Origin of the sequence: Haloarcula sp. NS06, from assembly GCF_051122755.1 — an archaeon.
In the GTDB taxonomy this organism is placed as follows: Archaea; Halobacteriota; Halobacteria; order Halobacteriales; family Haloarculaceae; genus Haloarcula.
This window is the reverse complement of record NZ_CP184841.1, coordinates 105,341-128,937: the sequence shown is the minus strand read 5'-3', so window position 1 is coordinate 128,937 and position 23,597 is coordinate 105,341. Positions and strand designations below refer to the sequence as shown.

General features: G+C 55.9%; 24 protein-coding genes and 7 pseudogenes. 5 read left to right on the top strand and 26 right to left on the bottom strand.

Features of this window, described 5'->3' with window-relative positions:
• Window positions 1-9: 9 nt before the first annotated feature.
• The 4 genes and pseudogenes from ACODNH_RS00790 to ACODNH_RS00775 form a co-directional block, all read right to left on the bottom strand.
• Window positions 10-471 (bottom strand): SDR family oxidoreductase, encoded by a 462-nt coding sequence (locus ACODNH_RS00790; protein WP_434529981.1) that lies wholly within the window; start codon window positions 469-471, stop codon window positions 10-12.
• Complete coding sequence (locus ACODNH_RS00785) at window positions 449-871, bottom strand: SDR family oxidoreductase (RefSeq protein WP_434529980.1); 423 nt, start codon at window positions 869-871, stop codon at window positions 449-451. The genes ACODNH_RS00790 and ACODNH_RS00785 overlap by 23 nt, the downstream gene beginning before the upstream one ends.
• A 394-nt stretch (window positions 872-1,265) precedes the next feature.
• A pseudogene (locus tag ACODNH_RS00780) lies at window positions 1,266-2,340 on the bottom strand (glucose-1-phosphate thymidylyltransferase).
• A gap of 3 nt (window positions 2,341-2,343) precedes the next feature.
• Window positions 2,344-2,814, bottom strand: coding sequence for a cupin domain-containing protein (locus ACODNH_RS00775; protein WP_434529979.1), 471 nt, complete (start codon window positions 2,812-2,814; stop codon window positions 2,344-2,346).
• 725 nt (window positions 2,815-3,539) lie between these two features.
• Between ACODNH_RS00775 and ACODNH_RS00770 the strand changes: the two are divergent.
• Window positions 3,540-4,817 (top strand): annotated as a pseudogene (locus tag ACODNH_RS00770) (IS4 family transposase).
• Between the two features lie 359 nt (window positions 4,818-5,176).
• Window positions 5,177-5,467, top strand: a pseudogene (locus ACODNH_RS00765) (transposase); the annotation flags it as partial.
• On the opposite strand, the pseudogene ACODNH_RS00760 reads toward ACODNH_RS00765, so the two are convergent.
• Window positions 5,427-6,197: pseudogene (locus ACODNH_RS00760) on the bottom strand (IS630 family transposase); the annotation flags it as partial. The pseudogenes ACODNH_RS00765 and ACODNH_RS00760 overlap by 41 nt on opposite strands.
• A gap of 42 nt (window positions 6,198-6,239) precedes the next feature.
• Here ACODNH_RS00760 and ACODNH_RS00755 point away from each other — a divergent pair.
• Window positions 6,240-6,548, top strand: a pseudogene (locus ACODNH_RS00755) (transposase); the annotation flags it as partial.
• 221 nt (window positions 6,549-6,769) lie between these two features.
• Here ACODNH_RS00755 and ACODNH_RS00750 read toward each other — a convergent pair.
• The 3 genes from ACODNH_RS00750 to ACODNH_RS00740 form a co-directional block, all read right to left on the bottom strand.
• Complete coding sequence (locus ACODNH_RS00750; RefSeq protein ID WP_434529978.1) at window positions 6,770-7,654, bottom strand: hypothetical protein; 885 nt, start codon at window positions 7,652-7,654, stop codon at window positions 6,770-6,772.
• A gap of 743 nt (window positions 7,655-8,397) precedes the next feature.
• Window positions 8,398-9,549, bottom strand: a complete 1,152-nt coding sequence (locus tag ACODNH_RS00745) for a glycosyltransferase (RefSeq protein WP_434529977.1) — start codon at window positions 9,547-9,549, stop codon at window positions 8,398-8,400.
• A gap of 275 nt (window positions 9,550-9,824) precedes the next feature.
• A protein-coding gene (locus ACODNH_RS00740) for an IS630 family transposase (protein ID WP_434529976.1) occupies window positions 9,825-10,846 on the bottom strand; the annotation gives its coding sequence in 2 pieces (ribosomal slippage) (window positions 9,825-10,340 and window positions 10,343-10,846; 1,020 coding nt in all).
• A 48-nt stretch (window positions 10,847-10,894) separates the two neighbouring features.
• Between ACODNH_RS00740 and ACODNH_RS00735 the strand changes: the two are divergent.
• Window positions 10,895-11,245 (top strand): annotated as a pseudogene (locus ACODNH_RS00735) (transposase); the annotation flags it as partial.
• A 325-nt stretch (window positions 11,246-11,570) separates the two neighbouring features.
• Window positions 11,571-12,873, top strand: a pseudogene (locus ACODNH_RS00730) (tyrosine-type recombinase/integrase).
• A gap of 61 nt (window positions 12,874-12,934) precedes the next feature.
• Here the strand turns inward: ACODNH_RS00730 and ACODNH_RS00725 are convergent.
• The 18 genes from ACODNH_RS00725 to ACODNH_RS00640 all read right to left on the bottom strand — a co-directional run bounded on the left by ACODNH_RS00725 (window position 12,935) and on the right by ACODNH_RS00640 (window position 23,522).
• Window positions 12,935-13,147 carry a hypothetical protein gene (locus ACODNH_RS00725; RefSeq protein ID WP_434529975.1) on the bottom strand — a complete coding sequence of 71 codons (213 nt, stop codon included), beginning with the start codon at window positions 13,145-13,147 and terminating at the stop codon, window positions 12,935-12,937.
• Window positions 13,148-13,219: 72 nt separating this feature from the next.
• Window positions 13,220-13,675, bottom strand: a complete 456-nt coding sequence (locus ACODNH_RS00720) for a hypothetical protein (protein ID WP_434529974.1) — start codon at window positions 13,673-13,675, stop codon at window positions 13,220-13,222.
• 26 nt (window positions 13,676-13,701) lie between these two features.
• Window positions 13,702-13,974 carry a hypothetical protein gene (locus tag ACODNH_RS00715; RefSeq protein WP_434529973.1) on the bottom strand — a complete coding sequence of 91 codons (273 nt, stop codon included), beginning with the start codon at window positions 13,972-13,974 and terminating at the stop codon, window positions 13,702-13,704.
• A gap of 642 nt (window positions 13,975-14,616) precedes the next feature.
• Entirely contained in the window at window positions 14,617-14,874 is a 258-nt protein-coding gene (locus ACODNH_RS00710) for a DUF7389 domain-containing protein (RefSeq protein WP_434529972.1), read from the bottom strand.
• Between the two features lie 63 nt (window positions 14,875-14,937).
• Window positions 14,938-15,765: an N-6 DNA methylase gene (locus tag ACODNH_RS00705; RefSeq protein WP_434529971.1), complete on the bottom strand. Its 828-nt coding sequence runs from the start codon at window positions 15,763-15,765 to the stop codon at window positions 14,938-14,940.
• Window positions 15,766-16,136: 371 nt separating this feature from the next.
• Window positions 16,137-16,574 (bottom strand): hypothetical protein, encoded by a 438-nt coding sequence (locus tag ACODNH_RS00700; RefSeq protein ID WP_434529970.1) that lies wholly within the window; start codon window positions 16,572-16,574, stop codon window positions 16,137-16,139.
• A gap of 53 nt (window positions 16,575-16,627) precedes the next feature.
• A complete protein-coding gene (locus ACODNH_RS00695) occupies window positions 16,628-17,527 on the bottom strand; it encodes a transcription initiation factor IIB (protein ID WP_434530002.1) in 900 nt (299 codons plus the stop codon).
• A gap of 57 nt (window positions 17,528-17,584) precedes the next feature.
• Window positions 17,585-18,271 carry an SWIM zinc finger family protein gene (locus ACODNH_RS00690; protein ID WP_434529969.1) on the bottom strand — a complete coding sequence of 229 codons (687 nt, stop codon included), beginning with the start codon at window positions 18,269-18,271 and terminating at the stop codon, window positions 17,585-17,587.
• A gap of 57 nt (window positions 18,272-18,328) precedes the next feature.
• On the bottom strand, window positions 18,329-18,565 hold the full coding sequence (locus tag ACODNH_RS00685) for a hypothetical protein (RefSeq protein ID WP_434529968.1): 237 nt from the start codon (window positions 18,563-18,565) through the stop codon (window positions 18,329-18,331).
• Window positions 18,562-18,768, bottom strand: a complete 207-nt coding sequence (locus ACODNH_RS00680) for a hypothetical protein (protein WP_434529967.1) — start codon at window positions 18,766-18,768, stop codon at window positions 18,562-18,564. Before ACODNH_RS00680 ends, ACODNH_RS00685 begins: the two co-directional genes overlap by 4 nt.
• Complete coding sequence (locus ACODNH_RS00675; protein ID WP_434529966.1) at window positions 18,759-19,073, bottom strand: hypothetical protein; 315 nt, start codon at window positions 19,071-19,073, stop codon at window positions 18,759-18,761. Before ACODNH_RS00675 ends, ACODNH_RS00680 begins: the two co-directional genes overlap by 10 nt.
• On the bottom strand, window positions 19,070-19,357 hold the full coding sequence (locus ACODNH_RS00670; RefSeq protein WP_434529965.1) for a hypothetical protein: 288 nt from the start codon (window positions 19,355-19,357) through the stop codon (window positions 19,070-19,072). The genes ACODNH_RS00675 and ACODNH_RS00670 overlap by 4 nt, the downstream gene beginning before the upstream one ends.
• 159 nt (window positions 19,358-19,516) lie before the next feature.
• Window positions 19,517-19,918, bottom strand: coding sequence for a hypothetical protein (locus ACODNH_RS00665; protein WP_434529964.1), 402 nt, complete (start codon window positions 19,916-19,918; stop codon window positions 19,517-19,519).
• A 345-nt stretch (window positions 19,919-20,263) separates the two neighbouring features.
• Window positions 20,264-20,791 (bottom strand): hypothetical protein, encoded by a 528-nt coding sequence (locus ACODNH_RS00660; protein WP_434529963.1) that lies wholly within the window; start codon window positions 20,789-20,791, stop codon window positions 20,264-20,266.
• Complete coding sequence (locus ACODNH_RS00655; RefSeq protein WP_434529962.1) at window positions 20,788-21,555, bottom strand: hypothetical protein; 768 nt, start codon at window positions 21,553-21,555, stop codon at window positions 20,788-20,790. The genes ACODNH_RS00660 and ACODNH_RS00655 overlap by 4 nt, the downstream gene beginning before the upstream one ends.
• A 120-nt stretch (window positions 21,556-21,675) precedes the next feature.
• Complete coding sequence (locus tag ACODNH_RS00650; RefSeq protein ID WP_434529961.1) at window positions 21,676-21,936, bottom strand: hypothetical protein; 261 nt, start codon at window positions 21,934-21,936, stop codon at window positions 21,676-21,678.
• Between the two features lie 159 nt (window positions 21,937-22,095).
• Window positions 22,096-22,776 (bottom strand): hypothetical protein, encoded by a 681-nt coding sequence (locus ACODNH_RS00645; RefSeq protein WP_434529960.1) that lies wholly within the window; start codon window positions 22,774-22,776, stop codon window positions 22,096-22,098.
• Between the two features lie 83 nt (window positions 22,777-22,859).
• Window positions 22,860-23,522, bottom strand: coding sequence for a hypothetical protein (locus ACODNH_RS00640; protein WP_434529959.1), 663 nt, complete (start codon window positions 23,520-23,522; stop codon window positions 22,860-22,862).
• Window positions 23,523-23,597 lie beyond the last annotated feature (75 nt).

Genomic DNA, 23,597 nt, shown 5'->3' with positions numbered 1-23,597 from the left:
GGGTCCATACTACGGGCTACACGCTTCGAGACCGCTCTTGCAGTCCCGGAACTCATAGTCGATTATATCATAGAGATTTGTAGAATCGAGAGCGCTGTTATCCGGGCGGGTTGCCTGCTGTCCCGCCTCCGCGGTAGAAATCGCGTTGACGGCCTCCGTATCGTGGCCATGCGCCTTTGCCAGACGTTTCGTGAACTCGTATCGGGAAATTGATTCTGGGCCCGCGGCGTGGAACAGGCCCGTAATACCCCGTTGACTGACACGTAGACACGCCTCCGCGATATCGGGGGCGTAGGTCGGTGAACCGATCTGATCGTCCACGATATTAAGCACTCTCGCATCCCGGAGTTCGGTGAGCGCCCAAGTCAGGAAGTTCTCGCTAGATGTTCCGTAGATGACACTCGAACGTAGTATCGCCGACTTGGTGTGGATCTTTGCGGCCTGCTCGCTACGCGCGCTTCGTGGCCCCATAGTAGTTGAGCGGGCACGGCGGGTCGGTTTCGGCATACGGCGCCTCGTTCGGGCCCCCGCCAAAGACGTAATCCGTCGAGATATGGATGAAGTGTGCATCCGCCTCTGCAGCGGCGACGGCAGCGTTCCGGGTACCTGTCGTGTTGACGGCCCAGGCCCTGTCGCGTTTGAGTTCGCACGCGTCAACGTCAGCGAAAGCGGCAGCGTTGACGATAGCATCGGGGTCATGATCGGCTACAAGTTCCGATATGGCCTCTTCGTTGGTGATGTTTAGCTGTACGCTCGTCTCGTCAGTCTGGGTTGTGTGGTATGTACCAACCACGTCGAGCCCCCCCTCTCTGAATCGTCTCACGATGTTGGAACCGACGAGTCCGGATGCGCCAAGAACGATGATATTCATTAATGCTACTGGATAGCTGCTCCACAGTTATCAATTATTACGACACGGAAGCACTGCATCGGCGAGCGGACCGGTGGTGGAATGTGGCTACCGGAGTTCGCCCACGATGTGTTTCTCCTTATCTGAGGCCACAAGGCGCCTAGAATTTCGCGAATCAGCCAGAACCCGAGATGCCCGAGTCTACTCGTGGCGGACACTGTCGTACATCATCCATCCGTCCTAAACGTTTCAAGATTGTTTTCAATGTACAGTCGGTCCGACTCGGGCAGGTCAGCAAACCGTAGTTCGCGTTTGCAGTTCAGTCCAGGACACAGCATCAGTCGATTGCGCTCTAAGACGTTCCCAGCGACTATCGTTCCGCAGTCTTGACACGTGAGCGTAATAGTTTTCATATTTACAGTTCGAGTGATGAGTTCTCGCCGACTACGAGCTGTTCACCGGCAGGTCTGGTGTCATCACCGGAGACGATCGTCGTTTGACGTCCGATCAAGCTGTCGACGATGGTTCTATTACAGTTGATTTTTGACTGGCCGATTACGACACTCGATTCAAGGTGTACGTTATCGACGACGCAGTCGTTCCCAATGCTGGTGTAGGGACCGATGTATGCGTCACTCCCGATCGTCGTTCCCTCACCGATTGACACCGGGCCGCGGATAACTGCGCCGTCTTCCACGATACTCCCCTCACCGAGTTCGATCCGACCCCGAACGGGTTCGGGGTTTTTGACTTTCCCGTCGATTTGCGGTTCCATGTTGTCGAGCACGAGACGGTTCGCATGGAGGATGTCTTCGGGTTTACCGGTGTCTTTCCACCATCCCTCAATGACATGCGACTGAACCGCATAGCCCTCGTCAAGTACTCCCTGGATCGCTTCGGTGATCTCGAGTTCGTTTCGCCACGAAGGTTCGAGTTGTTCGATCTGATCGAATATCGGCGTCGTGAACAGGTACACCCCGATCAGAGCAAGATTCGACGGAGGGGAATCTGGCTTTTCGAGTAGTTGAGTGATATTCCCCTGGTCGTCGATGTCAACAATCCCGTACCGCGACGGTTCGTCCACCTCTTGCACCCCGATTCCGGCAGCGTGCGTCTCGGGGTCAAAGTCCGCGACGAGGTCGGTGATTCCTTCACGCATTATATCGTCGCCCAGATACACCACGAACGGTTCGTCACCAACGAAATCACGCGCACAGCCGACGGCGTGTGCGAGACCGAGTGGTTCTCCCTGCACAATATAGGTGATGTCGACACCGTATTCGCTCCCGTCGTCCAGGTGGTCCTGAATTTCTTTCTGGCCAACGTTTCCGAGTACCACGCCGATCTCCTCGATGCCTGCCTCACGGAGGTGCTCGATTGCGTAGTCGATGACGGGCTTGTTCCTGATGGGAACGAGTTGTTTGGGTCCCGTGTGGGTGATCGGCCGCAGGCGCGTCCCGGTCCCTCCCGATAGGATCGACTCCTTTCATGATTTACTCGTATGTTGGTGCTTCCCAGTCCAGGGGGATCTGATCTGTGTCGTACGGGAGATGCTGCTCGTCCGGGTCCTCGTAGTCATAGAGGTTCGTCGGGAAATTGATCAGGGTCGCCTTCTGGTCACCGATGACTTTGAAACCATGCCAACAGTCTCCGGGTACGCGTATCACCTGCATCGATTCCTCGCCGATAACGAAAGTGTCGAGCTCACCCTGGGTCGCCGATTCGTCTCTGTCGTCGAAGATTCCGACTTTCACTCGTCCATGTGGAACGACGAAGTGATCAATCTGCCCCCGGTGGTGCCGGTGCCAAGCACGGATAACTCCAGGGTATGAGATCGAGAGATACGACATGTCGGGTTCGTCTTCGCCCTCATAGAACTCCCAGTCATCGCGCCAGATCTCTGTCAATTCGCCCCGTTCGTCAACGTTGACTTGGAGATCCCGGAGGTCGACGTCATGAATCATGGTTTACCTCTTGACTCGGTCCGACGGGTCTGTCTGGGCTGTTGACTAACATTCATAATACGAGGAATATTTCTACACAGTGTGTAATAATTAGTTAGCTAGTAAACGCGGGTACAGTCAGTGAATAAGTTGTTTTCGCTCAAGTGGTGGCGACCGAACCGGTAGATATCTGGATTTACTGGTCTGGAATATAATCACGATATGGATTTGAGCCACAGGCATACTATCACAAAAAGGATACGTGTAACAGGGTAAATTTTGGTGATGCGTACCCGCACAAGCGAACGCTCAAGAGTTCATACTTATAGGTAGAGGGTTTATTCGGCCGGTTTCGCTGTTAGCCTCCACGAGTTCCGATAAATAAAGATTTACATCAACCGGAGACTTTGGGAATCTTATGTGTGTTAGCGAGATTGTTGTTTCAGTCAACTACTAATATCACTATTTGCTCACTCCGTCGCAAGAAGTCAGTCAGTCAGTAATACGTAGTGATCACAGTGATTCGGGTTATAGATGGTGCGCTCACGGTCAATGCCTGCTGTGACTGGAAGTGGCCTATAGCTGCTGCCGAAGATCTGTGTGCACAATCACTGTGAAATCAATCACACGACCATCCGTCTTTAGCTAAGAGAAGAACCACGTGATAGCGGCGGCTTATCGAGGCTATTTTCGAGAGGAATGAGGAGGTATCCGCTGTGCACACAGACGCCTCCTCATCGAGAATCATGCGTCGGCTTACTACACTGTTTCCCTCCGAGTTCCTCGAAGAGCGCGCCGAGGAACTCGGCGTGGTCGAGCGAGAGGGCAAGCTACAGGTTCCAGTCCTCGCGCGGGCGCTCGCGTTCGGCTTCGCCGCCGGCGAGAGCCGAACACTCGCTGGCTTCAGACGCAGCTACAACTCTACAGCCGATGAGACGATCTCTCCCGGTGGCTTCTATCACCGGTTGACGCCGACGCTGGCAAAGTATCTCCGCGACCTCGTCGAGCATGGTCTCGACGAGGTCGCTGTTCCCAACGCTGTTGACGCTGATATCGACCGATTCAGAGACGTGATGATCGCTGATGGAACGGTGTTGCGGTTGCACGAATTCCTCTCTGATGAGTTTCAAGCCCGTCATGAGGAGCAGGCTGGAGCGAAGCTCCACCTGCTCCACAATGCCACCGACGAGACGATTGAACGGATCGACGTGACCGACGAAAAAACGCACGACAGCACGTTATTCAAGACGGGTTCGTGGCTGCAAGGACGGCTGGTTTTACTCGATGCTAGCGCACTTCAAGTACCGCCGCTTTGCGTTGATTGACGAGAACGACGGCTACTTCGTGAGTCGGCTGAAAGAGAACGCGAACCCGGTGATAACGGGAGAATTACGGGAATGGCGCGGCCGCGCCATTCCCTTGGAGGGCAAACAGATCCACGATGTGGTCGATGATCTCTCGCGGAAGTACATTGACGTAGAGGTCGAAGCGGAGTTCAAGCGAGGACAGTACGAGGGAACTCGGTCGCTGGACACGAAGCGGTTCGCGTCGTCAGGCGTCCGCGATTCGGACGCCGACGACTACCATCTCTACATGACGAATCTGTCGAGAGACGAGTTCCTGCCGGCGGATGCTAGGAACGTTGTATCGGTGTCGATGGGAGGTAGAAACGCTGTTCCGTGAGTTGAAGACGCAGTACGAGCTGGACGAGTTCGACACGAGCAACCCGGATATCGTGAAAATTCTGCTGTACGCAGCGTTGCTGTCGCTGTTGGTGAGTCGTGATCTGTTGGATCTGGTCACCGAGCAAGCCGACGACGAGATCGTGTTCCCGCCAGAACGCCTGGGCGGCGACCTTCCGGTCGCACGCCCAGCTCATCCTCCACGAACTCGGTGAATACCTCGGCTACTCACCACCGCCGCTGTTGGAGCGGTTGATCGAAGATGCACAGAAGATTCATCAACAACGACCGATCTTACAGGAGACGCTCGCTACCGCTACGCAACCGAGGCGTAAGTCTTAGCTAAAGACGACTGATCACACGACATTGATGAGAACGGGAAGCTCTTGGTTGCAGATTAGAAATCAAAACTCTCTGAGGACGACACGCATACGTCGTCTCATCGAGACACAACACCGCTAACACAGGGGTTCTTGATGAAGCTGGCGTCTACTTCCTCTCGTTCATGGTGAATTCTGTGGTTTGTCTGACCTCTCAGAGCGGAATTGCGTTGAACAGTAGTCTATAAGCCACTACGTGGCTCAGTAGTTTTACAACCTAAAGAGTTTCTCAATCTATTATAAGCTGGTGGTTGTGTCGGTTAATACCGTACCCAACATCCATCGAACCAGAGATCAGACGGCCGCATCATCGCCGAGTAATTAGATGGACCACCATATTTCCAGGCGTTTGCCGTCACGGACCTAGCGGCCCGTGACAACCTCGCCTTCGTAACATTACCGTCGTACTCGCCGGAACTGAATCCTGTCGAGGAGTGCTGGAGACAGCTTCAAGCGTTTCTTAACAACCGCTTTTTTGACTCACTCAACGAGTTGACGACAGCGATCGATACAGCTCTCAATCAACTTTCAATCTCAAAAGTGAGCAACGTATTTCTGAACGGTTACTATAGTGGGCTCGTCTACGCGTGTACTCGCACACGTGCGGGGTGACAGTTGTCCAAGTCGAGCAGAATCCGCTGGCCCGGATTCTGGTCGCGGATCCCCTCGAGGTATTCCGCAGATTCGTTCTTTCTCTCATTGGCAGGAAATCTGAACCGACACTCTCACTAGAGAGGGCATAGAACCAGACCGCTGGTGAAGTTAGACGAACGAGCGGTCAGGTGATATGCGGATCATCTACGGTGTGGAGTCGCTGGGAATTGTCCCACGGTTGTGGATGTGATGTACCGAGAAATCAAAGGACAGTTCCACCGTCCGTACGGATTTCTTCGTCAACAATCCATCCCTTCTCGTCGTCTCCTCCGCATTTGTTGTGCGGAATGTCGCTAGGTTCCTCGCCGAACACGTCGGCGACGCGTTCGTCGAGAATCTCTTCGGCGTTCTCCGGGCGTGATGGGGCTTAGTTCGCGGAATTGTGTAGCAAAGACCGGGCTCCTCGAGGAAGGTGTATTAAGTAGACCGGGTGTAACTTATGTCGAATTCTTCGTTGATGAGGTGCTGTATTTCCTGTTTCTTCCACGTTGTCCGTCACGAAGTAGTTTCCCGTTCCGGAGGACCTGCCGACATCGTCGGCAGCGTCCTCCAGAGTCGCTCCCCTTAGAGATCCGTTTGTGAAGATCAGCCGCTCAGTGAGTTTCTCGTCGGTAGATTCCGCAGGGAGTCGGTCGAGATTGTCCTCACTGAGGTGACGGACGATCTCTTCAAGGCGATCTCCAGACATACTCTCATATCAGATGCTACCTCCATAACCCCTAGCCACTATGACGCGGGCGATCTGCGGAGCCTTGCTGCTAATAGAGGATACGATGCGAAAGCCTTCCGTGACGAACTCCGTCACAACGGCATCCGCCCGCTGATTAAACACCGTCTGTTCAACTCACTCGATCATGCTCACAACGCCCGTATGGACAGTGATCGGTACCACCAACGATCCATGTCTGAAACCGTCTTCTCAAGCATCAAGCGCACGCTCGGCGGTGCCGTGCGTGCGCGAAGCCGGTGGCTCGAATTCCGTGGAATTATCCTCAAAGCCACCGTCTACAACCTTCGCCGGAGCGTTCGATGTTCGTGAAGTGCAGTGAAGTGTATCGAAACTACAGAGCCCTCTTTTTATCAGATCCAGAAATATCTATAGAAGTTCAAGTTGGAATCACGCCGTCTAAGACTATCTCTCTAAAGGTGCCCTCTCCTCTATGGTATTTACCTGTCTGTCTCACGACTCCTAAGAGAGAATGGTGGGAGCGTTTCGGTGGCAAGCCGGGCACCCGGTTACTGACCATCCATGGAGATTCATCAAACGACCGTCGTCTCAAACCGGTCCGTGTGGTTGATGTAGTGATTGTTCAGCGACCTGTTTCGAACGAATTCCGCGCTGAAGTTTGGGGTATTGACGGAGTTTCGCTTACAGCCACGGTACGAATTTTCCGGATCCTGGTACTCGCTGTCGATCTTCCAGGCGTAGTCGCTGTAATTGGGGTAATCCCAGATTACACCCCACCACCTGTTCAGGCGGGCCCAAGTCGGGTCTTTGATCTGCCAGAACGCATTCGATTTGTCCGACGCCTGAATCTGGACGTTAAACATGTTGAGCACCTGTTGGTTGAATTTACCTCTAACGCCTTCCTGTAGGACTCCCGTGCGTGGGTATCGCCAATGGCCGTTGATATGGATGCCATTAATCCACCCATCGTCGCCGGCCCCCCTCGTGTCAAGATGAAGCGCCGTGCCGATGGAACTTTCGGCGGTCGACTCACTGGGGGTACCGATATCGAACTCCAGACTGAGATGTGTGATGTGGCTCCCCTGTCCTGTCGTATTTACACCGATGTAGCACGCGGTTCCAGTATCACCTGCAGAGATCAGATTGCCGCCCCGGATGGTCGTTCCATCAGCAAAGTATGGTTTGCCAAGGCGAGTATCAAGCGAGAATACTCGTCCCTCATAGCTGTTCGAGGGTGTATATCCGTCACCGCCGTCATAGAGGTCGATTCGTGGCCTGTGGACCTGCGCTCCCGGATGGATATGAACAATATCAGTTCGTTGTAAATCACCGGTACCGTACAGGAACGCTCCGTTGAAATCGAGGATCACATTGCCTCTTACTGTCCACGGGGACGACGGTTGTTCGTATCGCTGCGTTGGGTCCAGCCTAACGATACCGCTGTTGGTCGAGGCCATGGTATCGATCGTCGCCTGGACGTTTCCAGGAGCCGCCAGAGCAGTCGTATCTCGCTGCGCAGTCTGCTGGCTTCTGTCTGTGGTTTGCGAGGGTGACTGATCTCGATCTGCGGCTATATTATACCCGGCGGAGCCAAGCAATCCAGCGCTCGCTCCAGCGGCTGCCGCTTTCAGAACGTCTCGTCGGCTACTGGTCCGTTCCTGATAGGCCTCTGCGAGGTCAACCAGCGCCGCGAGCTGCTCACCACTGAGGTCATCAAGCGAACTGATTTCGTCTGTCATTATATGTATGCTGGGTCACGCAGACGGTTTGCGCCTCCGAGCCAGTCGAGACTCTTCAGAGCGTGGTTCTCTCGCATCTCTCCGAAACCGTATATACCCTCAGTCACGTTTGGAGGCTCGATACGATGATGTCGCTGTGAAATCGGCCGACCCCGATGGTCGAGTCCATCGAGTCGAGATGTCTTTCGCGATGTCAAAGGCGAAAGTTGATACGTGCAGACCGGAGTACCGTACCAGTGATGCTGTCACTTCTAGATACTAAACAAGAGATGAACATTAGTATAAACGGCCTACGATGATATTTCAGGTGAGAGGATGCGAGGACTGTGCCGACACATGCCGTTACCGAACCTACTTAGTGGTCTGTTTACCCTACAATAAGCTGATCTGACTCTAGACCAACGGAATTAGCTGTCAGTTTCTTTGGGGTTCGCTCTCTAAAACGTTCGCTGAGCGTTACCTCAGAGGGTTCTGATTCGGTCGAACAGCCGCGAAAACCGATTCTCCCAGCTGTGTTGCATGGCGTTGTCCCGAGCACAGTCGCTTAATCGGCTCACACGATCTGGTTCGGACAAGAGATCCTCTATTGCCGTTGAGACCGAACCCGGGTCATCTTGGTCAACGATGACCGAATCTTCTCCATCGGAGAGAATCCGCCGGTGTGCCGGGATGTCGGTGGCGATGACCGGTAGCCCGAGGCCCTGATACTCGTAGATTTTAGCGGGCGAACTAACGTTGAACGACTCAAGCCCTGGCAACAGCGAGATCGCGACATCACTTCGGCCCGCCACGCGAGGAACCGCCTCGTGATCGACGTACCCGTGATACTCGAACGTGAGATTGGGTAGCGTTTCGTCCACTCTCGAGCGTAGTTCCGCTATGTACTGGTCGTCACCGCCGCCGATCAGATCAAACCGCAGTTTCGATCTCGCTTCGTGATCCAGTCGCTCAACTGCGTCGATGAACTTGTCAAGGCCCCTGATCTCATTTATAGTTCCGAGGTAGACCAAACTCAACTCGGCGCCGTGTCCTCTAGTTTGTGGCTCAAATTTGTTCACATCAACACCTAGTGGAAGTATGTGTATCGACCCAGAATCGATTCTGTAGTTGTGGCTGAGCTTCTCCGCCAAGTCATTGCTCAGGGTGACAACCAAATCCGAACGGCGAAGTGTCCATCCGAACAGCACCTCATCGACAGAGTACAGGCACCGCTTCAACAGTGGTAGCGCTTGACCTTTTTTCGAGGTGAATTCCTCTCGCTGTTCAAAGGGTTCTGCTCGGATGTCGAACACGACATCTGTGTCTGTGAGCACCCAGCCGATTAGCGCGGGAGTTATTACTTCCGGATAGCAGTATACAACGTCAGGTTTCTCAGTTATGAACAGCCACGCCCAGAACGGAGCGAAAATCAGGTTCAGGAATACGACGCCGATGATCCCATCAAAGTGGAAGTGGTGATTGGTGACACCAGACAATTGTGATGAGGGAGTGGCGACGTGTGTCTCGAAGTTTTTGGAACAGTATTCGGACAGATAGTACGTTTCTGTGTGTCGCTGTACCTTGTCGAAGTCGACTGGAGAGAAGATAAAGATGGTATTCACATCATTTTGCATCGGTGATTGGGGTGAATTGTGAGTTAATAAAAGTTATGAGCGTCATACCCGCGGTGTTTACTTATGGAAATTCTGCTACCTGAACAAACCACCGTTGACGATATAGTATTTCGGACCGCTGCGCTGATTGGACCCGAAATCTAGGAAGTGGCCAGACGACAGGCTGATGCTGTTCTCGATCAGTAGCAGACGGGAGACATCGTGTGCGCTAGCTATGGCTGATGCGGCCTGCGACCCGGCCACTGACCGCCGCCGACGGCGTCTGCTTTTGATACTCACGGACACAAATACGTGAAGATATCTGGAACTTTGATTCGATCAAGTGCAGAGAGCGCAGCATCACGAAGATCGTCAAGTGTGTCGAACAGACGCTTGCCAAGCTCCTGATCAAGTTGTTGCCAGCACTCTTCCGCGGGGTTCAGTTCTGGTGAACCCCGCGGAAGGTAACACAGTTCGATCGGCGTATCTTCGACGAATTCCTGCACTGCGTTGGCAGTGAAATACGAGGCATTGTCCAAGATGACGCATATTTTCTCGCCGAATTCGGTTTGGAGAGCGTCTAACAAGCGATTCGTCGTGTCGCTGTTGAAGTTCTCTTCACAGGGCAGAAAGAACGTCTCGCCGGAATCACTGACTGCACCGAGCAGCTTGATGCTGTCCCACGCGCCCGTCACCGGCAGTGACGGGCGCTCCCCTTCTGGAAACCACGCATAGATCAGCGTAGAGAGTACCTGACGCGTCTGATCGATGGTCAGGACTGTGTATTCGTCGTCCAGATTGTCGCGCTTTTTTTGAAGCCTTCTTGCCAGGCCTCTTGTGCCCGTCCGTCGGATTTGTAGTACTCCGGCCGGGCTGTCTTCCAGGACAGCCCGGCCTCGGACATCAATCGCCGGACCTGGCGTTCACAGTACTCAGTGCCGAACTCTTCGGCGAGATAGTGACGAGCTAGTGGAACAGACCACGCGGGCGCGTCTAGTCCAACTTCTTCGGGTGATTCGTGGAGGGCCTCAACGAACTGGTCGTACTGTTCATCAGAGAGTTCGGCTGTTCTGCCTTCACGTGTATCGTCATAGACGACTTGCTCGACCGGCTCATCAGCGAGCCGGTCGAGCCGCCCAACCCATCGAGACAGCCATGGACCGGTGTATCCGTACCGCTCAGCGACTTCCGCCATCGTTGCGTCGTCTTCTTCGAGGTAATTAATCACCGCTATTAGCCGCTGTGTCGGCTTCTTGTCCTCAACCTCCGCGAGAGCCTCGCGGAGGTCGTCGAGAGTGGCGTCGTCAAGCGCGGCCATACTCGACAGTCACGCTCTAGCCTAAAGAATTTTCAGCCGATAGTATCAATGCAGTTCCTGTACGTGCCGTCGACGAATGGTGAGGGGACGACTGTCTTCGCCACAAATCTACGAGTCGGCCCGGAGGAAGCCGAGTCGTTCTGTTGCCGCTACAGCCGTCACTGGCAGATCGAAAACGAGTACAAGAACATCAAGAACGACTTCCTCGCGAAGACCTCTTCGAAGGACTACAGAGTGAGGCTGTTCTACTTCGTGTTCGCGGTCTTGCTCTACAACATTTGGCGGCTCACGGACTTCCTGCTGAAAGCGGGCGTCGATGGCAAGATGGACTATGCGCCGGTCCTGACCGCGGGTGAACGTGTCGAAGTCGTCGTTTCGGCGCTGATCCCACCCGACTGACCGACCGCTTCCCTACCGGGTTCGCCACTTGAGAGTGGTAACGCTGTTAAGCAGCGCCAGAATCCGCGAAATTTTGGACGTTCTCTTGGCAGATTGGATCAGGATTGTTCAAAATAGGTGCTCAATTGGTGAGTGGAACACGAATAGACGCCGGCCCAGCCCAAAACTGGCCCATCCTCCGAAATTGTGGGACTGTTATTTATGCGTATTCCATATATCGATATACACTTTAAAGAAATATTTGCCAAACTACCGTAGAGCCATAAGTCTGGGACACGTCTGCTGTCCCAACAGAACTATCAGGACCCAATGTGTTTAGCTCTGTATGCCGAAATCACCAGATTCAGATTCAGAACCCGGAAAGCACGACGCTTCCCCCGGGATTGAGCGGACGAAGCCGTGGCACTCCGCCGACGACGTTCCCTGGACGCTGCTGACCGAGCCCCAGCTTGCCGATGCGTACGAGGCTGTGATCGTGCCGGCGTTGCGGCGGGATGGGTACGAGCCCGAGACTGACTGCCCCTCCTACGAGTGGCTCTCGAACAACGGCTTTCGCGGACTCACTTACGCGCTGAAAGAGTACCACGACACGACGTTCGCCGAGTTCTGGTCGGACACGCTGGAATACAACACCGAATCCAGCGGGTACGACTGGGATATCGAGCACGACGAGACACGCGAGTCCTTTCAGGAGTATCTCGACGCCAAACAAGCGGCGGCGGATGACTGGACAGACAGCACGCGGGAAACCATCCGCTACCGACTCGCTCGCTACGCCCGATCCTACCGAGAGCGTCACGGGACCGACGATCTTCTCTCGCCCGTCGACGACAGCGACATCACCGAGACCGAAGCCGTCGACCGCTGCCGGGAGACCTTCGCCTACATGTCCGGTGAGTACGCTGAGTCCACCATCGCCCGCGTCCACGATGCAATTCGGACCTGGTATGGCTGGCTCGTGGAACGCCGTGTGGCGACAGTCAACCCCACCAACGGCGCGGAGGACTGGTTCTCGTGGTCCCGCTCGTCGGACACCGATCCTGTCGCCCTCGACGCCGAGCACGTCCGGGCGATGTTCGACGCCGCCATTACCAGCCGCGACCGGATGCTCGTCGTTGCCCTCGCGGGCTGGGGCCTGCGGACCGGTGAAGTCGCGGCGCTGCACCAGGACCAGCTCCATCTCGACGCCGACGACCCGCACATCCAGTTCGACGAGCGAAAGAACGGGCCGGGGACAGTCGCGATTGTCTTCGGGGAAGACGAGGCTCGCCGTCATCTCTCGCGTCGATGGCTACCTGTTCCCGTCGGAGCGCTCGAAAACCGGCCACGTCGACGGGACGACAATTGCTGGCTGGTTCCACGATCTCGCCGACACGGCCGGGGTTCCCGAGGAGATCGACGGGGTCACCCGGAAGCCACACATGGGTCGGCGGTTCTGGTACGACGCCTACTCGCAAACCACTGAGGATCTGCTGGCCCACGTCCAAGATATCGCCGACGAACAGGGGAGTGCCAGCGCGAAGGTGGTGTTCGAGGACTATCTGACCGACGAGCGAAAGCGCGAACTGCGGCGCGAGTTCATGCGAAAGAAACTGAGCGCGGCGTTTGAAGGCGACGGTGGTGTCTAAGTGTGCGCCGTAGCGGAGAATATTGTGGGCGAGGGCAGCAGTAGATGGGCAGTACTGGGCGTTACCACTTCGGCCGGAGCCGAGCGTGGATACCGTCGTTCATGCTCATGGGTTCACCCTCGATATCGAAGTATTCACCAGTCAACCGCCTGAGTTTGGCCTCCGTGCCTGAGACCACCACCATTACGAATGGGCCCTTCCCATCGCTATCGACCGTCTGAATTTCAATATCTGGGTCTGCCAGCCGGTTCCGTATCAGGTCTTCATTCATCACACCACAGTCTCGTCAGTCAGGATTAATGAAAGCTGGTCTACTTTCCGGTCACGTTGAGGCTGGATTCGGTGCCTAAGAACGGTCTTGTAGTACATACCGCAAGATCTCCATTTGAGTCATATCGAACCCCTCTGCAGATTGGCGCTGAAATTCCTCGGGGTCGAACACAGCAAGCAGATCCTCCGGGCTGAGGACTACTGTCCCTACAGCCACAAATTGAACGATGGACTGGAAACCATACTCTGGAACCCCCCATCGAAGTGCAAATACCGAAGTCAGGACTGCGCCAGTTACAACTGGAGCGAAGCCGGCCAGTCTGATATGGGTTGGTGAGAGGTCATACGGCTGCTGAAACAACACTCGGTAGGGAATGATGCCATACTTGTAGAGCACCTCGATTTCGCTGGTCTGTGTCCGCCCAACGAGATAGTGAGAATATTCGTGGAGGTGTGTATAAGTGAACAAGGCAACGACTGCACCAAGTACGACGATACCGAGAGTCAACACAATCTGGGTAATGCTACTCATGTGTGGGCGTGCAGTTTGCTATTTGTCTACTTGGTGGACTTTTCACTGGCTGTCGGCCACGCCGCCCAGCACTCTTCGTCACAGAACACGAGCCGGTAGAACACGTGGCCCAGCTCGTCGGCGACGCGTACCCAGGCCCCGATGTGGACTGAATCGACGGCGACGGGCTCGCCGCACGCTTCGCAGGCCTTGGTATCCCCATCCAGATATCCTCGGTTGGTTCGGTTGGCGTCGACGTTGACGATTGTCCCCTCGTCACTGCTCGGCGGGCCGTCGAGGCCCTCGGCCTCAGCATGCATACTGGCTCTGTGGACTGCCGACAGGATATACTTCGGCCAACCGACCTGAAAGTGAAAGTGCCGGCCCAATCCGGCACGGGATGGGGTGGTGGGGTGGGGGTGGAGATACAGACACCTGAATGTGGAACCAGAGGGGTGTCTGTAGCTAAATGTTCTCCAGTCCTGAGTATGAAAATGATGGCTAGTGTTCGGACTCTTGACACACTTGCCGAGAACTCAGCCATCCACGCTGAAAGTGAGAGTGCCGGAGGAGTTCGGCACCGAATGGGGGTTTGGGGGGTGAAGTATACAGACACCGAAAGTGGATTCAGGTGGTGTCTGTCACTGGATTCGTTTCTTCTCGGCTATCAACCTTCTGACTACGTATCAGTCTTCGAATGTTTTGTGGCCACTATCGGTGAGGTTCACCAGTTCACCAACATAAACACCTTTTCGACCTGTATGTTGGTTAAATTGCTACTACATCAGCTAGAGCAACAGTAGTGAAGACGTGTATTCGATTTTCCGGCGAAATCTGGTGTGCTTCGGACCGATTGTTGGCACATTTACGGGGTTGAGGCCGCCCACGGTGTCAATCTCGATACTAACCGTCCTCGACGACCGGCAGTACTCTTGCTCGGGCCAAAAGCGAAAGCGTAGATTCTATTCGTCGACTTCCTCGGGCTGAATATCCCGAAGACGCTCACTGACTTTCGCCTCGTACTCCACTAAAAGCTTGTAGAACTCTTCAATCGTCTCCTCGGCAGTCCTCCCTTTCGCCTTGATCGTCACACTGTCTTCGTCTCGTGTTCCGTTTCCTCGCTTTAACCGGGCTTCCATGCTACTCCCAATATCTGTTCGTTCGACCGTTTCACCTGTCTCTGGAGCCGCTGCTGACTCTCTATCTGGTTCACTTGACATAGTTTTTTTCAGGACGCTCTCATTAGAACGCCCCTCACCCGACTGGGGCACACAAAACAGCCGTTAATCGCTGCTGTCGAACGCACCCATACTGGCCTGTTCACTCGGAACAGACATCCCAACGGGAGGTGTTCGATCTTCCATGCCCGTGTCTGTCCCCTGATCTGGACTGCGCTGGTTGTCTCCCTCAACCGTGTTCTCGAATGCGTCAGTCACCCACTCGTGAAGCTCCTCGACCTCCTCACCGTCTAGCTCGCGAACGCTCCCACCCAGCGAAGAGTACGAGGTCTGCCACGCCCCCTGGAACTCGACAGTCAGTGAGTCGCCCTGGATAACGTAGGCGTCCAGATTCAAGAAACAACAGTTCAGCGCCGTCATTCGGGCACATAATGGGTCCTTATCTTGCCCGACAAAGAGTGCGTCTGGTTGCTTTCGACCAGCGACCAGTAGTATCCGACCGCTCCCACAGGTCGGGTCAAGAACCGTCTGGCGGTCCTCGGTATCGCTACTTTCGTTTACAACGCCGGCGATCTCAGCCATTGTCTCGCAGACAGTGTGTGGCGTAAAGTGCTGGCCGAAGGAATCGCTCGACATTCCATACTCCTCGTAGACCGCACCCAGAATGTCAGCACTGGTGACTGCCATCCGTTCTTGCAGCTGGCCGAACGCTTTCGAGAAGAGGTCGACGGACCGCTGCCCATGTGGATGGTCCATATCACCGCGCTCACGATAGTTATCGACGATTTCCAGATATGGATCGTCTCGATTCTGAAGCGCGAATAACATGAGTTTGACCCAGTCTCGAAACACGGTGTGGGCGCTGTGCCCGCGCTGGCGAATCTGCTCAAGCGTTTCAACAATCCCGTCGACATCAAACTGTGGAGAAGCCATGCTCTCTCAGCCACCAGAGGGTCACAAAACCTGGCTTGCCAGTTATCGTCACTCCAGAGTTCTACTCGTTGCTTGATCTGGTCAATACATCAACATAGGGCCCCATCAAAAATTCTAAGACAAGCGTCCTACTTCCTTCAATATGGCACAGTGTAATCTCTGCGGACAACAATGGAACCAACCGGATATTGAGCGTATCTGCGACCATTTTGAAGAAGAACACGGATTTTTTCAAGACTAATACACAGTATCATACAACCCTTCATGGGGTGTTATTTTCAACTAAAATAGTTTGAATCAGGTGAGCGGTACGCAGGCTTACCGAGCAGCTGTTTCAATTCCCTTCACGAGTAGAGTATTCACAACAGCTGCTATAGATTGTAGAGGTCCTCAACCGAGCGGCGGTAGTAGTCTTGATCGGAGTCCTGAACAGCGTCAGTTTCATCGGAGCGCTTCGCAACGACGCTGGCGAACTCTTTCGGAGGCTTCCAGTTGCCCTCTTTCTCCCGTGCTTCCCACTCTTGGACGAGAGCGTGCTCACCGTCAGCAGTGACATATAGAGCACGAATCCCCGGCTGCTCGCTAAGTGGCCCTTCAAGCAATTTCCCAGTTCGGGTATCAACTACCCATTCAAGCAGGAGACCAGCCCGCCACTGAATGGCATACAGTTTGACCTCACCGTTGTCGGGAGATTCTATACGACCGTTGTCAGCCCACGATTGTGGCAGCGATTGATTCGTGGTTTTGTCTGTCCATCGCCACTTTCGCTCTTTCGATCCATGCTTTCCACGTCGGTAGCCACTGCTCATTGTTGGATTTCTCTCAGCTACCCGAGAAGCACAAAACAGCCCGTCGCGAGAGGTCACTCAGCCATGTGCTTCTCGATGTGCTGGAACCACAGACGGATCGTCTTTGTATGCAAATCCACCCTCTCACTTATCATCGCTTGCGTGAGTCGGGTATCTGACTCCCGGCCAGCAAGGTAAAGAGCGCCGGCTGCGATACCGTCTGGTCGCCCGTTGATCTCGGCCGACTCGGTCGCCTGCTCTGCGAGTTCGAGCGCTCGCTGGCGAATGTCCGGCGCAACGTCGAATGGAAGTTCCGAACAAATCCGTGCTACCCAGTCCACCGGGAGCGACACTGGAATCGGGAGGTCAAGTTCGGTCAGGAACGTCCGGTAGCAGTTCCAGATATGTGAGCCGGAACACCGCGCAACGTCGGCTACCGTCTCCATCGTCACGAGGCCATTGCATCGGCAGGCGGCGTAGACCGCGGCCGCTGCACCGCCCTCAATCGACCGTCCGATTAGGAGGTCCTTTTCCTGGGCTTTCCGGAAGAGCGTGGATGCCTGCTGTTTCACCGCTTTGGTTTCAGACAGCGCACTCGCAATGCGTCGGATTTCACCGAGTCCATGGGCAAGATTCCGGTCGCGCTTGCTATCGAACTTTGCCCGACCGTGAAGCCACCGCTGGCGAGCAAGCCGTTGACGCCGTCTCGGAGAAATATCTGTGCTATCGACTCGCCCGATATTCGTCGACAGGCCTCGGTCGTGGCGAGTGGCCGTCCGGGGCGCTCCCGTCCTCTTCTGTTCCTCCTTGTCGTACGTCCGCCACGCTGGCCTGCGGTCGATCCGGTCTTGGTCGGTCACCAGGCCACAGTCTTCGCAGTTCGTTTCCCGCCCGCTGCTATCGAGTGTGCCGCCACACTCGGGACACCCCGGCGTAGCTGTAGACAATTCTGTCTGGACAGTTTGCGAAGATATATTTCGAGACATCCTCTCATCTGACCGGAGGGTCAGAAAACACGCTGCGGCGTCCGATTAGGCGTTTGGCAGTTTTCCATCCGGGCGGGGGACTCGCTGGGCTTCAATCTCGATCTCGACCCGGCGACGGTGCTTGCATCGCTCGGCCTCATCAGGACAGCTGCACGTCTCCTCAAGCACATCCACCTCGTAGCAACTATCCGACGCCGAATGGACCTCGTAGCGACCGGGCTTTGCGAGGAAGGAAACGTCGATATCTTCCTGCTTCGCTCGCTTTGTACGCGGTTCATCCTCGGAGGTGACGGCCAAGGGGTCCTCTTTGGGGTCCGTGACGCCGCCGTCGTCGAAGCGGACCTGCATGACTCCACCGTCAGCGACCGCTTTGCGGGGTTCGCCTTCGACGTGTAGTCCGAACTGGTCGTCTAGAGCGTCGTCGTCAACCCACTGCGGGATGGGTCGCTCGCCGGTCGCGAAAGCGACTCGCTTGATATGCTTGCACTCCTCGCTGGGATTGTACTGCTTCCACTTGCACTCACAACTCCCTGTTCGAGTGTCGACAAGGTACTCTGAGCCGGACCCGGAGTTGACCAGGAAGAGATCGTCGGCGTTTCGTGCACGACCAATCGAGTCCAATACGGTCATCACTTCGGTCAGCGCCCGAACGGTACAACTGTTCGGGCCAGCCTCCTTTAGTTCACTCTCGTCGATGCTGCCGGCGTCGCTACTGGATTCTGTGGTAGCCATGAATAACAGGCGGCACGCCCTCTGTGGGACGCCCCTCACCCCGTTGGGGCACAGAAATCACACGGCGGCTTGCTCCTCGGTATCCGATTCATCGCGACGGATCTCGCGTGCCCGCTCTCGAAGACGAGACTGGATCGGCGTCCGGTTCTGGTGCTTGTTCTCGTATGCGAGATACTGCTGGATCGTCTCCATTGAGTGCATACAGTTGATGCCGGCGACGATTGGCTGGAGATGATCGGCGTCCAGCAACCGCTCTGGAGGGAGTTTGTCGAGAATCGAGTCGGCGTCGCTCATGCATCTTCTCCCCGGAAGTCATCGAGCGTTGTCTTGCGCGTGTACCGACAGTCGGGGTAGTGAGCTAGAAGCGTCTCGTCGACGGCGTCCCAGAAGCCGATTTTATGCGGCGCAACCGACTGCCAGAACCGGGCGCGTGCCAGAGCTGCCGGAACACGGTGGCGCTCCTCGCGACGCCACTGCTCGCGCTCGATCATCGCCATGTCGAGGCTCCCTCCGGTCTGTCTGTCATGTACGAGCTGGCAAGCTCCAGCCCAGCATCGAGTGTGCTTCGCGTCCCGACCAGTTTGGTCGCCCGTTCGAGCGTCCAGCCAGCATCGCTTCGCTTGAGCAGGACTGTGGCCCCGGTGTCGGGGATGTGCCAGCCGATCGTGTCGTTGCCAGCGGCGAGAAATTCCCACTCACCGGCAACTGCTTCTTGTGCTGCGCTCTGCGTGTCAATCAGCACATCCGAGCGTGGGCCACCAGCACCGAAGTCGCCCAACGTGGCCGTTCCTGCTGCGTTCATGCAGCGACCTCCCGGCGGTCCCAACCAGCGAGTTCGGCTTCGATGGCGCTGATGATGGTCGCAACTTGTTCCTCTAACGTGTCTGCTTGCGCACCGTCGACGTCCAGAAGCGAACGAAGTTCGAGTACGTCCGGGAGGTCGATACTGTCTGATCGCCGGGCCACCATACGGAGGACAACCGCTTCAACATCAGCGCTGTCGGGCTGCCCTCGAACAGTCGTCGCGATGGACTCGACGAACGGGATGGTTCGCTGCGACAGGTCTTCCGAATGACGGCAGGACATATTTCGAGACATCCTCTCACCCGCCAGAGGAACACAAAATTGGGGCTCGCTACCGCTGTGAATGGGGTTTGTGCTTACTGCGTTGGCTGAACTACCTGCTCAATAACACTGCAAACCGAGAGGTGGCGACTGACTTTCAATCAGTGGAGAGTCATTCCGTCACTTGGCGGTGAGCCGGGGATACGCTAACTGGAGTTCGCCATCCAGCGAGTAGTCACTACTGAGGGTCCCGCTCCCCGAGAGTGCGATGGTTGTGTGGATATTGAGGCGTGTAGCCGTCTCCGATCCCGGAATTACGATGAGATCGAGCGTGCTGATTGTTTCATCTGCGAGGTCGTCTAAATCGGTAATCTCGATGATCGTCCCGAGGGCCTGATCAGGCGTATAGAGTGCTACCGACGGTGGTGGAGAGCTATCCCCTTCCACTGGCGAGACGACGGCGACCTCTGCGGGGAATTCCGTTGCTGTTTCGGGCATCCATACTCTCAGTTTGATGGATTCCACGTTCGTCCCATCCCGATGCCAGATCTCAGTCGAAAGGTCGATACGTCCGGATGTCACGCTTCCATCGACACCCAAATGACCTACTTCCTCGTCGTTCTCTGTAAAAATGAGAGCCTACCTTCCACTTGATTCCGTATTTATCGTCGGTTTAGAGAGTGATTTGTTACCCGAAATTGTACTACATCCTGCTGTTGCAGCGACGCCAGCAGCACATACAGATGCAAGGTACGTCCGTCGGTTCACGAGGTGAAGGAGGTTTCCAGTTCATAAAGTTATGGGGAACGCTCAGATCCGTATTTGGGCCTCGATCGATCTCACATTTGGATGGTTCCATTGCGCGCTGTACTACCTGTACTGCTCAGTAGCGGAACAGACCCACCAGTTTCGAGGAACTACCACTGACTACCCAGTCCACCCGCCGATCTCGACCTGTGTACTGTCTGCCGGAGCATCGTCTGCTGTCTTCTCAACTGCATCAAACGAGGGTTCGACGAGACGCGGTACTCCGTCGTCGTATGTCCGGTCAGGGCGTTTCACACAGTTGAGCGTGATGATAGGACTGCACTCACTACAAGAGTGCGTTGCCCCGTCGAAGCCGTTGATACTCACCGACCAGGAAATAACGCTTGCAAGCCGATACGTCCCCGCTGATGGCCGGCGAGTACTGGCAGACCGGCAGCCAACAGCTCCACAGACATCGCAGGTGACGAGATAGTCCCGATCTGCCTCGTGGAAGAGCGAAGCGGCCTGCTCGACGTTGTCGCGGTCCTGAAGCGCACACGCCCGGCAAATCGTGAATCGGAACACGCCGTCTTCTCGGTCGACCTCGTCAGGCCACCGAACATACGTGTACGCCTCGCCGGAGATATCGGCTCTGTCCCCACAGAATCGACAGCACTCGGCCGTTGCTTCGGGCTGGACGTCGGTCACTGAGACCACCGTGCAAGTGTTGACTGCTCGCGAGCAGTGTCCACGGGACAGAGAAAGCGCCATTTATACTGTTCACGAATCGGCTTGTCCTCGCGGTTGCTTGCCTGTCCCGGTTCACGGTAGCCCGTACACGTCCAGCCCTTGTCTTGCAGCGCCCGAACCATCGCGCCATCATAGTCCGAGCGCACCCACGTCAACAAGAAGCGAGTGTTACGGTCGTCAGCCTGCAAGAATCGCTCCTGTGAGCAGGCTAGCGCCGCCGACGCGAGGTTTGGCATCCGAACACCCATGCAGATCCGCGCGGCCTCGACGAGCGAGTCCCCAGAAATCACCTCGCTGTCAACGACTGCCGTGTTCGTCGACGGAAGCACCCGCCGGGCGGTCGCTCGAATCTCCGCTGGAAGACTGTCGATCTCGACGGGCTCGGGACAGAGCTGGCCGTCGACACCGTACCGGATTCGCTTCTTCGATATGAGCGGGTAGCGGTACGTGATAGCCCCGACCAACGAGTCCTGAAAGTACAGCCCGTGGTTGGTGAGGTTGACCGACGGCAGCGAACCCATATAGGAGTGATGCGCCTCGTAGACGGCGGCTGCGGTCTCTCTGTCGATTGGTTCGACGGCGACATGATCGGCAAATCGAATCCCGAGAGGTGCCGTGAACGGGTCGCCGTTGGCGTGAATCGGACAGGAACACTCCCCTGTGTCTGCTGGCGGGCGATGCTGAAACGACTTTGTTCGCGTCGATGCTGAGTGTGTGGACATCCTCTCACCCGCCAGAGGAACAGAAAATCGCTATCGAGTTACCACGGGGTGATCACAATGCCGGCATCTGGACCTTCGATATACACTGGTTCGCACCCTCGGTAGAAGATCGTGAACCGCTCAGGCTGATACGCAGGATGCTTCGCAAGCGTTGCGATTGCACGGCTCGACGTCGGCTGGCGGGAACTGGGGGTCGCCTGATCGGAGGGCAAGGCGACCAGACTGGAGTACGTCCCACGACTGGAACTGGTAGTCAGCTGGTGGAGTGAACGTTTCTCGGGCTGTTGCGACAAGATACTCAGCACCGTCGACAACCTGTGCGGCTATCGGATAGCGGGCAGACTCCGGACGCACGGTGATAGCCCCATCGAGCGCGGGCACCACTTCATCTCGTCCAGACAAACGCCGATGGTGGCTTGACGACTGGAATTGGTTGCTCGTCGACGGGCAATTCGCTGCTGTTCGTGGCTGATCCATCACGGGCTTTGGAGGTTGGTTTTGTCATCCTCGCACCCGCCAGAGGAACAGAAAACCGCCGTCTCAGTCGAGGCCGGGGAGTCGTTCAGCAATAATGATGCCGCCCCTCGGCCCCTCCAAGTACAGTGCTGTGTGCCCACGAAAGTAGATGGCGTAGCGGTCCGGAACGTACTGATGTCCGGTCGAAAGCGTCGCGATAGCCTTCGACAAGATCCGCGCCGAGAACAGTGGGTTGCCGTTGTGGTTCGACAGGCGGCCAGATTGCAGTGGGTCCCAGCTATCGAACTTGTGGTCCGCTGGTGGCGTCAGTGTCGTCCGGGCCGTAGCAATCAGGTAGTCAGCCCCGTCGACAACTTTGGCGGCGGTGTTCGTTACATCTGGAATGAATTCCACATTCCCTCCAAAGTCGGTCATCGGCTCGTTGTCCCAGCGCAATGCTTCTGGATGGCCGGCGACCGGCACCGGCGGGCCTCGGAAGCCCTCGCTTCGGATGTGGGATTTTGCTTTGCTCTCGCAACCGAATGTCTCCCCGCAGGTGCACTCGAACGATTCGTCGTTGCGGTAGTAACCGTCGGTATCCTGTGAGCGGATGAGTTCACCGTCGTCGTCCATGTAGATGGTGTCGACATACCCCCACGAATACGACACTTCGATCTCGTGCTCTTGACTGGGCTTGCTGAAGTCGAAGCCGGCTTGCTGGTCTGGCTGTCCGTCCTGCGTCTGAGTCGGATCAGTTTCCGTCATCCTCTCACCCGACAGAGGAACAGAAAATCGCCCGACACAGCCGTTAACCAACAGAAGCGATAAGTGTTGGTTAATATGGGGTGTCAGCCCGACGACCACCGTTTCAGGTCGCTCTGGGCGTTGGTCTGTCCACGGAACGACAGCCGATCAGCCATTGGAACGCTCACCGCTTCGCCCTCGCGAGCCACGTAATTATTCAGATATCGGTGGTCATCGTCACTGTAGCTGCCGTCCTTGTTTGGCTCGCTGTCGGGCGAGACGTAGATGATGCTAAACGCCGGCAAGCCAAACGCTCGGGTTTGCGAGATTTGTAGCACCATCGCGTCACCGGGCCCGTGGCAGTCAATGAGGTCCCCGCGATGCAACTGTTCCCCCAGCGGCGTGCGAGAGGCCTCCGACCGGGAAAGTCGCTGTCCGTCGTGATGGGAGTTCCACGGCTCAAGTGGATCTAGCTCTCGATCTGGGCAGATCCGTGCTGTCGAGTCGTCAAGAAGCTCAACCACGAACGGGTTTTGCTGGCCGAAGTGGTACTTGTAATCCGGAGACCGCCGGGCTCGCTCAATGTGGGTCTCGACTGCTTCGGCTGCCACCTCTCTGGTTGGGAACAGTCCCTGCCAAGAACAGTGGTTGTCCGAACAAACAGCCAGAAAGCCAGTCTCTGTCATCCGGATCACCTCTCGGTCCAGTGGCGCGTCGACGTGGATATCCGCATCTCGGTCGATGTCGCAGGTTTGCGTGCTATCCATTTTGCCCTCCCTCCCCGCCGTCGGTTTCAAGACTCGTCTGCCTCGTGGCAAGGAACCGCTCAGGGACGTTCTCGA

Coding starts and splice junctions, on each gene's coding strand:
- ACODNH_RS00790 (WP_434529981.1), bottom strand. CDS start 471: ATGGGGCCACGAAGCGCGCGTAGCGAGCAGGCCGCAAAGATCCACACC.
- ACODNH_RS00785 (WP_434529980.1), bottom strand. CDS start 871: ATGAATATCATCGTTCTTGGCGCATCCGGACTCGTCGGTTCCAACATC.
- ACODNH_RS00775 (WP_434529979.1), bottom strand. CDS start 2,814: ATGATTCATGACGTCGACCTCCGGGATCTCCAAGTCAACGTTGACGAA.
- ACODNH_RS00750 (WP_434529978.1), bottom strand. CDS start 7,654: ATGGCCTCGACCAACAGCGGTATCGTTAGGCTGGACCCAACGCAGCGA.
- ACODNH_RS00745 (WP_434529977.1), bottom strand. CDS start 9,549: ATGCAAAATGATGTGAATACCATCTTTATCTTCTCTCCAGTCGACTTC.
- ACODNH_RS00720 (WP_434529974.1), bottom strand. CDS start 13,675: ATGAGTAGCATTACCCAGATTGTGTTGACTCTCGGTATCGTCGTACTT.
- ACODNH_RS00715 (WP_434529973.1), bottom strand. CDS start 13,974: ATGCATGCTGAGGCCGAGGGCCTCGACGGCCCGCCGAGCAGTGACGAG.
- ACODNH_RS00710 (WP_434529972.1), bottom strand. CDS start 14,874: ATGTCAAGTGAACCAGATAGAGAGTCAGCAGCGGCTCCAGAGACAGGT.
- ACODNH_RS00705 (WP_434529971.1), bottom strand. CDS start 15,765: ATGGCTTCTCCACAGTTTGATGTCGACGGGATTGTTGAAACGCTTGAG.
- ACODNH_RS00700 (WP_434529970.1), bottom strand. CDS start 16,574: ATGAGCAGTGGCTACCGACGTGGAAAGCATGGATCGAAAGAGCGAAAG.
- ACODNH_RS00690 (WP_434529969.1), bottom strand. CDS start 18,271: ATGGCTACCACAGAATCCAGTAGCGACGCCGGCAGCATCGACGAGAGT.
- ACODNH_RS00685 (WP_434529968.1), bottom strand. CDS start 18,565: ATGAGCGACGCCGACTCGATTCTCGACAAACTCCCTCCAGAGCGGTTG.
- ACODNH_RS00680 (WP_434529967.1), bottom strand. CDS start 18,768: ATGGCGATGATCGAGCGCGAGCAGTGGCGTCGCGAGGAGCGCCACCGT.
- ACODNH_RS00675 (WP_434529966.1), bottom strand. CDS start 19,073: ATGAACGCAGCAGGAACGGCCACGTTGGGCGACTTCGGTGCTGGTGGC.
- ACODNH_RS00670 (WP_434529965.1), bottom strand. CDS start 19,357: ATGTCCTGCCGTCATTCGGAAGACCTGTCGCAGCGAACCATCCCGTTC.
- ACODNH_RS00655 (WP_434529962.1), bottom strand. CDS start 21,555: ATGTCCACACACTCAGCATCGACGCGAACAAAGTCGTTTCAGCATCGC.
- ACODNH_RS00645 (WP_434529960.1), bottom strand. CDS start 22,776: ATGACGGAAACTGATCCGACTCAGACGCAGGACGGACAGCCAGACCAG.
- ACODNH_RS00640 (WP_434529959.1), bottom strand. CDS start 23,522: ATGGATAGCACGCAAACCTGCGACATCGACCGAGATGCGGATATCCAC.